The 12,253-nt window shown below is 33.7% G+C and carries 11 protein-coding genes; all 11 read right to left on the reverse strand.

Features of this window, described 5'->3' with window-relative positions; translation table 11 throughout:
• Positions 1-243 precede the first annotated feature (243 nt).
• The 11 genes from frr to dprA all read right to left on the reverse strand — a co-directional run bounded on the left by frr (position 244) and on the right by dprA (position 12,153).
• Positions 244-798: a ribosome recycling factor gene (gene frr, locus MUA37_RS08190; protein WP_002510984.1), complete on the reverse strand. Its 555-nt coding sequence runs from the start codon at positions 796-798 to the stop codon at positions 244-246.
• A gap of 15 nt (positions 799-813) precedes the next feature.
• A complete protein-coding gene (gene pyrH, locus MUA37_RS08195) occupies positions 814-1,536 on the reverse strand; it encodes a UMP kinase (protein ID WP_002510983.1) in 723 nt (240 codons plus the stop codon).
• A gap of 135 nt (positions 1,537-1,671) precedes the next feature.
• Positions 1,672-2,550 carry a translation elongation factor Ts gene (gene tsf / locus MUA37_RS08200; protein WP_002510982.1) on the reverse strand — a complete coding sequence of 293 codons (879 nt, stop codon included), beginning with the start codon at positions 2,548-2,550 and terminating at the stop codon, positions 1,672-1,674.
• A gap of 92 nt (positions 2,551-2,642) precedes the next feature.
• A complete protein-coding gene (gene rpsB, locus MUA37_RS08205) occupies positions 2,643-3,434 on the reverse strand; it encodes a 30S ribosomal protein S2 (RefSeq protein ID WP_037580333.1) in 792 nt (263 codons plus the stop codon).
• Between the two features lie 219 nt (positions 3,435-3,653).
• The gene (gene codY / locus MUA37_RS08210; RefSeq protein ID WP_262624485.1) at positions 3,654-4,427 is read right to left on the reverse strand and encodes a GTP-sensing pleiotropic transcriptional regulator CodY; all 774 of its coding nucleotides are present in this window, start codon (positions 4,425-4,427) and stop codon (positions 3,654-3,656) included.
• 25 nt (positions 4,428-4,452) lie between these two features.
• Positions 4,453-5,856 (reverse strand): ATP-dependent protease ATPase subunit HslU, encoded by a 1,404-nt coding sequence (gene hslU, locus MUA37_RS08215; RefSeq protein WP_262624486.1) that lies wholly within the window; start codon positions 5,854-5,856, stop codon positions 4,453-4,455.
• A 116-nt stretch (positions 5,857-5,972) separates the two neighbouring features.
• Complete coding sequence (gene hslV, locus MUA37_RS08220; RefSeq protein ID WP_002510979.1) at positions 5,973-6,515, reverse strand: ATP-dependent protease subunit HslV; 543 nt, start codon at positions 6,513-6,515, stop codon at positions 5,973-5,975.
• A 2-nt stretch (positions 6,516-6,517) separates the two neighbouring features.
• A complete protein-coding gene (xerC, locus tag MUA37_RS08225) occupies positions 6,518-7,423 on the reverse strand; it encodes a tyrosine recombinase XerC (protein WP_394371097.1) in 906 nt (301 codons plus the stop codon).
• 93 nt (positions 7,424-7,516) lie between these two features.
• Positions 7,517-8,824, reverse strand: a complete 1,308-nt coding sequence (trmFO, locus tag MUA37_RS08230) for an FADH(2)-oxidizing methylenetetrahydrofolate--tRNA-(uracil(54)-C(5))-methyltransferase TrmFO (RefSeq protein ID WP_002510977.1) — start codon at positions 8,822-8,824, stop codon at positions 7,517-7,519.
• Between the two features lie 174 nt (positions 8,825-8,998).
• The gene (gene topA, locus MUA37_RS08235; protein WP_262624488.1) at positions 8,999-11,065 is read right to left on the reverse strand and encodes a type I DNA topoisomerase; all 2,067 of its coding nucleotides are present in this window, start codon (positions 11,063-11,065) and stop codon (positions 8,999-9,001) included.
• Positions 11,066-11,277: 212 nt separating this feature from the next.
• Positions 11,278-12,153: a DNA-processing protein DprA gene (dprA, locus tag MUA37_RS08240; protein ID WP_262624489.1), complete on the reverse strand. Its 876-nt coding sequence runs from the start codon at positions 12,151-12,153 to the stop codon at positions 11,278-11,280.
• Positions 12,154-12,253: the final 100 nt, after the last annotated feature.

Genomic DNA, 12,253 nt, shown 5'->3' on the forward strand with positions numbered 1-12,253 from the left:
CCGAGCATGGTCATCTCTGTATATTATAATAGCTTATTTATACAATTATCTACCATTTTATCATAATAAATAAGTACGTTGCATAAACAAATAAAAAACTGTACCAAAGTCTGATTTGATACAGTCCATATATAACATAATACTCTCTACACTTGTATGAAAGCATTATTACACATGCTAGTTTCAAATACGTATACTAACTTATGCATGAACAAATCGTCATCGGTACAGTAATAACCATGATTATACTGACATAATATCGTTTTCTTTTTCTTCTAACAGTCTGTCAACTTCTTTAATAGAATCATCAGTTAATTTTTGAACATCATCTGTTTGTGATCTTAAATCATCTTCAGTGATATCGCCATCTTTTTCTTGTTTTTTCAAGAAGTCGTTTGAGTCACGACGCACGTTACGAATAGCAACTTTCGCATTTTCAGCGATTTTTTTAACTTCTTTAACTAACTCTTTACGTCGTTCTTCAGTTAAAGCTGGAACTGAAATTCGGATTACTTCACCATCACTTGAAGGATTTACACCTAAATTAGCAGCGATGATTGCTTTTTCTACATCTGCAACTGATGATTTATCATAAGGTGAAATAACTAATAAACGTGCTTCTGGTACATTGATACTCGCTAATTGTTGAACTGGTGTTGGCGCTCCGTAATAATCTACAGTTACACCATTTAGTAGATTTGAGTTGGCTCTACCTGCACTAATGTTAGCTAATTCTCTAGAAAAACTGTCTATAGTCTTTGTCATCTTACTTTTAGTGTCGTTAATTATGTCACTCATTTTTTACACCTCAAATTATTTTGTAATTAATGTTCCTATTTTCTCGCCCATTACAGCACGTTTAATGTTTCCTTCTTCCATAATTGAGAAGACATTTAATGGAATATTATTATCCATACAGAAAGAAGAAGCAGTTGAATCCATTACTTGTAACCCTTCTTGTAACATTTGGATATGTGTTAAATGTTCGTATTTAATCGCATCTTTGTCGATTTTCGGATCTGCAGAATAAACACCATCAACATTATTTTTACCCATTAAAATTACATCAGCTTCTACTTCAGCTGCACGCAATGCCGCTGTTGTATCTGTAGAGAAATATGGATTACCAATACCAGCAGCAAAAATGACTACTCTCTTTTTCTCTAGGTGTCTAATCGCACGTCTACGAATATATGGTTCTGCTACTTGTTTCATTTCGATAGATGTAAGTACTCGAGTATCACACTCTAGTTGTTCTAAACTATCTTGTAATGCTAATGCATTCATTACTGTAGCTAACATACCCATATAATCAGCCGTACCACGGTCCATTCCTAAATCGGCACCTGTTTTACCTCTCCAAATATTACCTCCACCTACAATTACAGCGATTTCACAATCCATCTTTGCAACTTCAGCAACTTGACTCGCAACACTTTTAATTATCATAGGGTTAATACCACTACCCTTATCACCTGCAAGTGCTTCTCCACTTAATTTTAAAACAACACGTTTGTATTTTGAAGTTTCAGCCATTGTCTTATCCTCTCTATTGTAATGATATGTAATTGATACAAGTAAAGAAGACACAATAGGTCTTCCAATACAAAAGGTTGTCTTTTATACGGAGGCACAAAAGGTGTCTTCTTTCTTGTTCAACATTATGAAAGATTATTTCATTTGCCCTTTAACTTCATCAGCAAAGTTTTCTTCACGTTTTTCCATACCTTCGCCTACTTCATAACGTACGAAGTCAACAAGTTTTCCACCTTTAGATTTTAAGTAAGCTTCAACTGTTTGATCTGGATCTTTTACGAAGTTTTGGTCTACAGCACAAATTTCTTGTAAATATTTACGTAAACGACCTTCTACCATTTTTTCAACGATATTTTCTGGTTTACCTTCATTTAATGCTTGTTGTTTTAATACATCTCTTTCGTGAGCAATTTCATCTTCATTAACTTGTTCAGATGAAACATATTTAGGGTTAATAGCTGCGATATGCATAGCAACATCTTTAGCAGCTTCTTCGTCTGTTGTACCTTCAACAACTGTAAGCACACCAATACGTCCGCCCATATGTTTGTAACTACCGAAAGCATCGTTATCAGTTTTAGTTTTCATTGCGAAACGACGAATGCTTAATTTTTCTCCAATTGTAGCAATTGATTCTTTCATGCGCTCATCTACTGATTTACCATCAGCTAATTTAGTTTCAAGTAAAGCTTCTACAGAATCAACTTTTGTTTCAAGTACTTGTGTAGCAACTTCTTTAACTAATGCTTGGAAACCTTCGTTACGAGCAACAAAGTCAGTTTCTGAGTTAATTTCAACGATTGCTGCATCGTTTCCTTTAACTTCTACATGTACTAAGCCTTCTGCTGCGATACGATCAGCTTTTTTAGCTGCTTTAGAGATACCTTTTTCACGTAAGTAATCAATTGCTTTATCAATATCTCCATCAGTTTCAGTTAACGCTTTTTTACAGTCCATCATACCAGCGCCAGTTTTTTCACGTAATTCTTTAACAAGTTTAGCTGAAATTGCCATTTCGAATTCCTCCATTATTTCATGAATTATAATATTTATTTTTAAAAAAAGGTGATAAGCTTCATTATCTTATCACCCATTTTACATTATTCTTAGTTTGATTCAACAGAAGTGTCTTCTTCAGTTGATGCTGATTCAGTAGCTTCTTTTTTTGATTCTTCTAAATCAATATTTTGTTCAGCTGCTACTTCTTCATTAGATACACCTTGTTGACCTTCTAAGACTGCATCTGCCATTTTACCAGTTAATAATTTAACGGCACGGATAGCATCATCGTTTGCTGGGATAACGTAATCGATTTCGTCAGGATCACAGTTTGTATCCACGATACCTACGATTGGGATGTTAAGTTTACGTGCTTCAGCAATTGCGTTACGCTCTTTACGAGGGTCAACAACAAATAATGCTTGAGGCATAGATTTCATATCACGAATACCACCTAAGAATTTGTTTAAGCGGTCATATTCTTTTTTAAGTTCTACTACTTCTTTTTTAGGTAATACTTCGAACAAGCCATCTTCTTCCATTTTTTCAATTTCAGAAATACGTTTGATACGTTTAGAAATTGTTTTATAGTTAGTTAAAATACCACCTAACCATCTTTGGTTTACGTAAAATTGACCAGCACGTTCTGCTTCAGCTTTAACTGATTCTTGTGCTTGTTTTTTAGTACCAACAAATAGTACACGTCCACCATCTTCAGAGATTTGCTTGATGAAGTTATAAGCTTCTTCAACTTTTTTCACTGTTTTTTGTAAATCGATAATGTAGATACCATTTCTTTCAGTGAAAATGTATCTTTTCATTTTAGGGTTCCAACGGCGTGTTTGATGACCGAAATGAACACCTGCTTCTAGTAATTGTTTCATTGAAATTACTGCCATAATTAAAATCCTCCTATTGGTTTTTACCTCCATAAACAGCTCGTATAAACACGACGTATTAACAGCGCACCCTTTATACTTCTACTGTTTATGTGCGTATTGGCTCTTTAGCCGTTATTAAATATATCATAAGAAAATATATAAAGCAATAAAATAATATTAAAGATTTTCAAATTAAAAACGACGCATTGTAAAATATTACGTCGTTTTTAGTCTTAATTATTTAAAGCGCGATAGTTCATCTAAGAACTTTTCTTTCTTAACTTTGATAAATGTCCCTTTCATTCCTAAAGAACGAGACTCTATAACTCCGGCACTTTCAAGTTTTCTTAACGCATTTACAATTACTGATCTAGTAATACCTACACGATCAGCTACTTTAGAAGCGATTAATAATCCTTCTTTGCCTCCAAGCTCTTCAAAGATATGATCGATAGCTTCACTCTCTGAGTAAGATAAAGAATTTATCGCCATATTAATTGCAGCTTTGTCTCTAGCTTCTTGTTCTACTTCGTTATGTTTTTCACGTAGAATTTCCATACCGATTACTGTCGCTGCATATTCACCTAAGACTAAATCATTTTCTGAGAAGTCATCTTGTACACGTCCAAGTACAAGTGTACCTAAACGTTCTCCCCCACCTAAGATTGGGAAAATAGTTGTTTTACTTTGTGCAAATAACTCTTGGTTTTCTGGTGGGAATACTGTTAATACGTTAGCAATATCGATATTAGATTGAGTTTCTTTTACATCCATTAATTTGTCTGTATACTCTGTAGGGATGTGACGATTTTCAAGCATTTGAATAATACGTTCGTTTTTTAATAGTTCATTTAAACTTGATCCTAATATTTTCCCTTTTCTAGATACGATAAATACATTTGTCACTGTAACGCTACTAATTATTTGCGCCATATCCTTAAAATCAACTGCAATACCTTTATGCTTTTGTAAAAGTGTATTAAGCTCTCTTGTTTTTGATAATAGACTCATTATTGCTGCTCCTTTTTAATTTGAATTATAAAATAAATGCACTTAAATCTTTATTAGTTGAAATAGATTTTAATTTATCGTCTACATATTGTGGTGTAATATCTACAACAGCGTTTGGCATATTTGGTGCTTCATACGATAAATCTTCTAACATTTTTTCTAAGATAGTGTGTAAACGTCTAGCTCCAATATTATCTGTATCTTGATTTACTTGATAAGCAATTTCCGCTAATCGTTGAACTGCATCTGTTGTGAAATTCACTGTCACATCTTCTGTTTGTAATAATGCTTCATACTGTTTGATAAGTGATAACTTAGGCTCAGTTAATATGCTCACAAAGTCAGATACTGATAAACTCTCTAATTCAACACGAATTGGAAATCTACCTTGTAATTCAGGAATTAAATCACTTGGTTTAGATACGTGAAAGGCTCCGGCACCTATAAACAGCATATGCTCCGTGCTTACAGTACCATATTTAGTTTGAACCATGCCACCCTCAACAATCGGTAAAATATCGCGTTGTACACCTTGACGTGAAACATCTTGACCAGAATTTTGGTTACTTGTTGCCACTTTATCGATTTCATCAATAAAAATGATACCCATTTGTTCTGCTAAATTAATCGCTTCTTGATTCGCAGTTTCTTGGTCAATGAGCTCATCTGCAAATTCATCTGCAAGAATTTTACGTGCTGTTTTAACCGGAACTTCTCGTTCTACTTTTTTCTTAGGCATAAGTTGATTCATCATATCTTGCATTTGCTGATTTTGGTTAGTACCAAGCATACCCATGGCACCTGGATCTTGTTCAACTTTAATTCTAACTTTTTCTTCTTCAAGTTTACCTTTCAACAGTTCACTTTTAATTTCAGATCTTTTAGTTTTAATTTCTTCTGTAGGTGGTTCCTCTTCTTCTTCGTTATTTTGACCAAAGTTTGACATGGCACCACCAAATAGTGATTCTAACGGATTAGATGTTTGACTTGCTTTCTTCTTCATACTCGGAACAAGCAGTTTCACTAGTTTATCATTAGCTTTTTGTTCAGCTTCGTCTTTAACTAATAATTTCTTTTGTTCTTTAACTAAACGAATAGCAACATCAACTAAATCTCTAACCATACTTTCAACATCACGACCAACATAACCTACTTCTGTGAATTTTGTTGCTTCAATTTTAATAAAAGGTGCGCCTACAATTTTAGCCATTCGACGGGCAATTTCTGTTTTCCCAACACCTGTTGGTCCAATCATTAAAATATTTTTAGGTGCAATTTCTTGTTTTTCCTCGTCTGAAAGCAAGCTCCTTCTATAACGATTGCGCAATGCTATGGCTACTTTTCGTTTGGCATCATGTTGACCGACAATATATTCATCTAATTTTGATACTATATCTTTCGGCGTTAATTTAATTCCATTATCATCCATAGTAATGATTCCCTCCATCTTCTAAACACAAAAATTGATGTTATAACAACGAATTACTTTAGAATTAATTTCAAATTTCATGTAATTCTGATTTTTTTTACGTTAAACAACTATGACTATAATTCTTCTACTATAATTTGGTCATTCGTAAATACACAAATGTCAGATGCAACTTTTAGACTTTCATAGGCCATTTCCTTAGCTGACATATGAGTTGCATGGCGTTTTAAAGCTCTTCCCGCACTCAAAGCATAATTCCCACCTGAGCCAATTGCGATTAAATCGTCATCTGGAGCAATAACTTCACCAGTACCACTCACAACAAGAATAGAAGTTTTATCCATGACGATTAACATAGCTTCTAATTGTCTCAATTGTTTATCTCCACGCCACTCTTGAGCTAATTCCACAGCAGCACGTTCTAAATTACCACTAAATTGTTGGAGTTTAGTCTCAAATTTTTCAAATAATGTAAAAGCATCTGCCACACTACCAGCAAAACCAGCAAGAACTTTACCATCGTATAATCTTCTTACTTTTCTAGCAGTTTGCTTCATAATTACTTGTTCTCCCAAAGTCACTTGTCCATCTCCGGCCATAGCAGAATGACCATTGTGTTGCACAGCATAAATTGTTGTTGCATGTAATGAAGTGCTCATTGTTAACTCTCCTTTTTTGCACGTGGATGTGCATTTAAATATACTTTCTTTAATTGCTCATTAGATACGTGAGTATATCGTCCCGTCGTTGACAAGTTTACATGTCCTAATAACGATTGTACAGTTCTCAAATCAGCACCTTGATTAAGCATATGCGTCGCGAATGTATGACGTAATTTGTGGGGATGTATTTCTGTAACTCCTGCCGTTCTTTTTACCACATCATTTAATACATAACGTACACCACGCTCAGTAATAGGTGCCCCATTCATATTAACTAATAAAAAGTCATGATTACTATTTAGTTTAGGTTTAAATTCCTGCAAGTAAACTTCAATACTTTGTCTACAAAACTCACCAAAAGGTACAAATCGTTCTTTATGACCTTTTCCTAACACCTTAACTCCTGGTGTCTGCATATCTAAGTCTTGTATTTTAATATTTACCAATTCTGATACACGAATACCTGTGGCATATAGTAATTCTAATATCACCCTGTCTCTCATACCTTTTTTAACATCAGTCGAAACGGTTTGAAATAATGCTTCCATTTCTTCTTCATAAAAAAAGTGGGGTAAATATTGTTCTTTTTTAGGGTGTACAAGCTGAACAAATGGATTCACAACTGTCTCATCTTGTGTCATCCAGTATTCATAAAAACTTCTCAGCGTTGAAATTTTACGCGAAACTGTAGTTCTTTTCAAGTTTTTTGAATATAAAAAACTTAAAAAGTTTCTTGCGTCTTTATATTCAAACGTATTTAAATTCAAATATTCTTGCTCTAAAAATGAATTGAATTGCACAATATCGTCATAATATGACTTTAGTGTATGTTCGGAAAATTGACGTTCTACTTTTAACATATAAAGATACGCTTCTTGATTTGTTTCCAATAAAAACCCCTCCATCATGTAGCATTGTAGCATATTGTTGGAGGGGACTGCTAAAAATAACTATTAAATTGTGTCTAATATTCATAATTTTCCGAACACTGTATACAGTTATAATGTTTGTTTGTAGTGTTCTAAATAAGATAATGCACGATGAGCTAATGTTTCATAACGTTCTTTCTTATCTTTAATACGATTTTCTAAGGCAGGCAATAATCCAAAGTTCGCATTCATAGGTTGGAAGTTTTTTTCATTTTTCGCATGCGAAATATAATAAGCCATACTACCAATCATTGTTTCTCGTGGAAAAATAACTTCAGCTTTATCTTGCAATTTGTGCGCAACATTTATACCAGCTAATAAACCACTAGCTGCACTTTCAACATAACCTTCTACACCTGTCATTTGACCTGCGAAGTATAATCCGTCTCTACCTTTTAATGCATATGTTTCCGACAATACATCCGGTGAATTGATAAATGTATTTCTATGCATCACACCATAACGTACAATATCAACATTTTCTAAGCCAGGTATTAAACGGATTACCTCTTTTTGAGCGCCCCATTTTAAATGAGTTTGGAAACCAACAATATTATATAAAGTACCAGCGGCATCATCTTGACGTAACTGTACCACTGCATATGGTCTTTCACCTGTTTTAGGATCTTCTAAACCAACAGGTTTCATCGGTCCAAAAAGTAAAGTTTTGCGTCCTCGCTCTGCCATTACTTCAAATGGCATACAGCCTTCAAAATATTTCTCTTTTTCAAACTCATTTGTTGGTGCAACTTCAGCTGCTAATAATGCATCGTAAAATCGATTGAATTCTTCTTCGGTCATCGGACAGTTTAAATATGCAGCTTCACCTTTATCATAACGTGATTTTAAATATACTTTGTCCATATCAATTGAATCTTTTTCAACGATTGGGGCAGCAGCATCGTAAAAATACAATTGATCTTTACCAGTCGCTTCCACGATTTCAGCTGCTAGTTTATCTGTTGTTAGTGGTCCCGTTGCAATAATTGTATAACCTTCAGGAATACTATTTATTTCTTCATTTATTACCGTAACATTAGGATGATTTTTTAAAGTTTCAGTGATATAACCAGCAAAATCATGACGATCTACTGCCAATGCTCCGCCAGCTGGCACACGTGCTTTATCTGCAGCTTCGATAATTAAAGAGTTAAGTTGTCTCATCTCTTCTTTTAATACACCTACTGCATTTGTTAATGCATTGCCACGTAAAGAATTAGAACAAACAAGTTCTGCAAACTTATCTGTATGATGTGCAGGTGTCTGTTTAACTGGTCTCATCTCGACTAAATTTACTTTGATGCCTCTTTCAGCAAGTTGAAATGCTGCTTCTGAGCCGGCTAAACCTGCACCTATAACATTGACTGTTTGTGACATATAAAATCCTCCAATACATTAAAATAGCAACTACGATACCAATAGTAATAACATAACTATAAAACTAAAATCATTACTGATATCGTTAGTTGCTTATTGTTATCTTTGATAGTCAAAAGTTAATCCTAATACATATTAACATCTTTCCTATACTAGATAACAGCAATTATTCAATTATTTTTGTACTTCTTCTTTATAATCACAGTTTGAACATACAACCTGACTACTTCTACCTTTTTTGCGTTCTACCAAGTATTCACTACATTTAGGACATTCTCTTCCTACCGGTTTGTCCCAACTAATAAAGTCACACTCTGGATATTTTGAACAACCATAAAACAAGCGATTTTTCTTGGATTTACGTTCTACTACATCGCCTTCTTTACATTTAGGGCAAGTAACACCAATAGGTTTAATGATAGCTTTTGTATTTCTACAATCTGGGAAATTCGAACATGCCATGAATTTACCATAACGCCCCATTTTTATAACCATTGGAGAGCCACAAACTTCGCAATCTTCCCCTGCTGGTTCATCTTTTATTTCAATTTTTTCCATCTCTTCTTCAGCACGTTCTACATCTTGTTTAAAACTACTAAAGAAGTCTCTAATTACTTTCTTCCATTCGATTTCGCCTTCAGCAACTTTATCTAACAATGTTTCCATATTAGCTGTAAAGTCAACATCGATAATTTCCGGGAAGTATTCTTTTACTTGTTCATAAACTATTTCACCAAGTTCTGTTGGTACAAAACGTTTACTTTCATTTTTAACGTAATTACGTTTTTGAATCGTATCAATCGTTGGTGCATAAGTAGATGGTCTACCTATTTTCAATTCTTCTAATGTTTTAACTAATCTTGCTTCAGTATAACGTGGTGGTGGTTGTGTGAAATGTTGTGATGGTTCGATATTTGTAGCTGTAACCATTTCACCTTCATCTATTTTAGGTAATTTATTTTCTTGTTTGTTGTCACCATCATCATTTGCTTCGACGTAAAGTGTCATAAATCCTTTAAACTTGATTGTTTGTCCATTCGCACGAAACTTCAAATCATTTTGTGTTAAATCTAAAGCAACTGTATCTAGAATAGCTGGTGCCATTTGACTTGCTACAAAGCGTTCCCAAATTAATTTATATAAACGGTGTTGATCTCTAGTCAAGAAATCTTTCATTTCAGTTGGAGTACGTAATGTACTTGACGGTCTTATAGCTTCGTGGGCATCTTGATCACCTTGCCCTTTAGCTTTGCGATTTGATGTGTACGTATTACCGTAAGTATCTTGAATATATTGTTTAGCTTCTGCTTTAGCTTGATCTGAAATTCGTGTTGAATCCGTACGCATATAAGTAATCAAACCTACTGTACCTTGTTTTTTCAAATCAATACCTTCATATAATTGTTGCGCTAACATCATCGTTTTACGTGCTTTGAAGTTTAATTTACGCGCTGCTTCTTGTTGTAAAGTAGACGTAGTAAAAGGATTTGATGGATAACGTGTTTTCTCTTTTTTCGTAACTTTCGTTACTTCAAACTGATCGCCATCCAATTGTGTCGTTATCGTTTCAACATCTTGTTTATTTTTTAATTTATATGGTTTATTTTTTAAATGTAAAAATTTAGCGTTAAATTTAGATTTTTTATATCTAAATTCACCTTCAATTTTCCAATATTCTTCTGGCTTAAAGTTTCTAATTTCGTTTTCACGATCAATAATAAGTCGTAAAGCCACCGATTGTACTCTTCCGGCAGACAAACCTTTTTTAACTTTTTTCCATAATACTGGAGATATATTATAACCTACTAAACGGTCTAATATTCTTCTAGCTTGTTGGGCATCCACTAATTGCATTTCAATGCCCCTTGGATGTTTAAAGCTATCTTTCACTGCATCTTTAGTAATTTCGTTAAAGACTACTCGATTTTCATTTGAATCTTCTAAATCTAATATATTAGCTAAATGCCAAGCAATAGCTTCACCTTCACGGTCGGGGTCACTTGCTAAATAAACATTTTTCGCTTTTTTAGCATGTTTTTTTAATTCTTTTACAACAGGACCTTTCCCACGTATTGTAATATATTTGGGTTCATAATCATTATCCACATCTACGCCCATTTGACTACGAGGCAAATCTCGAACATGTCCCATAGATGCTATTACTTTATATTTTTTACCTAAATATTTTTCAATGGTTTTAGCTTTTGCAGGCGATTCAACTATGACTAAATTTTCTGCCAAAGTAGTTCCCCCTTGCACAATTTTTTTACATCTAATTTACAAAGATAAATAATAAACGGTGTATTTTGATTTTGTCAATGTTTTTAATTATTAAATCAATAACAACTATTTATTTACCTAAAGCAAAAAGTGTTAACCTACGCTATTTTCACATTTATTTTTACAAAGTATCTATACATTAGTACATTTATACAATTAATTCAATAAAAATATCAATTTTCCATATAATAAATTAAAATATCTTTCGCACTTAATACAACTTTTGCACCCTGCTGAGCCATATACATATTGCCTTGTGTTAATACATTAAACATATCTCCCGGTGCTACGTATACATCTCTATTTTGGTCTAAAGCACAATCTACAGTAATTTGAGTCCCCGATTTAATAGTTGATTCCGTTATGAACAATCCTTTTGCTAACCCACTAATTAGCCTATTACGTTGTGCAAAGTGATATTTGCGCACTGGCTGAAATGGTGGATATTCACTAATAACCACCCCTATTTGTTCCATCGTTTTCCGTGTACATAAAGTTTCTTTAGGATAATGAACGAGATGTCCAAATGCTAATACTGCAATGGTAGGAATACGATAATCTAATGCTAGCTGATGTGCAATATGATCGGCACCTTTTGCTAAACCTGAAACGACAGTTAAACCATGGTTTTTAAATGCAGGATATAAGTTCTGCAAAACTTTTGTAGTATAGGCACTCGCTTTTCTTGAACCGACGATAGCGATTGTTTGAATGTTGTGCAACAAGTCACGCTGTCCTCGATAAAATAATATAAATGGGGGATCAGTTATTTCCTTTAAAATTTGGGGATAAGCAGTGTGATCAATGGATATTGTGCTAACTTGTGATTGATATAAATGCTGTGCAATATCACTATCATCGAGCGATATAAATTTTTGCAGTGGCTTATGATAGTTATTGATCTTTGTGGTAGTCAGAAACCCTCTCAAAGCAGAGGTTTGTTTGCTGTTATTAATTGTGAAGAAATTAGGAAATTGATTTATTAATTTATAAATTTGTTGGGTAGTTAAGCCACTATAGAGTAATCGTAGATATTGTTTTTGGTACATAACGTTACCTCCTCTACTATGTATTATAGATAAGGCGTTATACTTTCTAATATTACAATTACATTTAACTTTCCACTGAATTGACATCCAATTTTAACAA

It is taken from the genome of Staphylococcus arlettae (assembly GCF_025560845.1).
Taxonomy (GTDB): Bacteria; Bacillota; Bacilli; order Staphylococcales; family Staphylococcaceae; genus Staphylococcus; species Staphylococcus arlettae.

Coding starts and splice junctions, on each gene's coding strand:
- frr (WP_002510984.1), bottom strand. CDS start 798: ATGAGTGACATAATTAACGACACTAAAAGTAAGATGACAAAGACTATA.
- pyrH (WP_002510983.1), bottom strand. CDS start 1,536: ATGGCTGAAACTTCAAAATACAAACGTGTTGTTTTAAAATTAAGTGGA.
- tsf (WP_002510982.1), bottom strand. CDS start 2,550: ATGGCAATTTCAGCTAAACTTGTTAAAGAATTACGTGAAAAAACTGGC.
- rpsB (WP_037580333.1), bottom strand. CDS start 3,434: ATGGCAGTAATTTCAATGAAACAATTACTAGAAGCAGGTGTTCATTTC.
- codY (WP_262624485.1), bottom strand. CDS start 4,427: ATGAGTCTATTATCAAAAACAAGAGAGCTTAATACACTTTTACAAAAG.
- hslU (WP_262624486.1), bottom strand. CDS start 5,856: ATGGATGATAATGGAATTAAATTAACGCCGAAAGATATAGTATCAAAA.
- hslV (WP_002510979.1), bottom strand. CDS start 6,515: ATGAGCACTTCATTACATGCAACAACAATTTATGCTGTGCAACACAAT.
- xerC (WP_394371097.1), bottom strand. CDS start 7,423: ATGGAGGGGTTTTTATTGGAAACAAATCAAGAAGCGTATCTTTATATG.
- trmFO (WP_002510977.1), bottom strand. CDS start 8,824: ATGTCACAAACAGTCAATGTTATAGGTGCAGGTTTAGCCGGCTCAGAA.
- dprA (WP_262624489.1), bottom strand. CDS start 12,153: ATGTACCAAAAACAATATCTACGATTACTCTATAGTGGCTTAACTACC.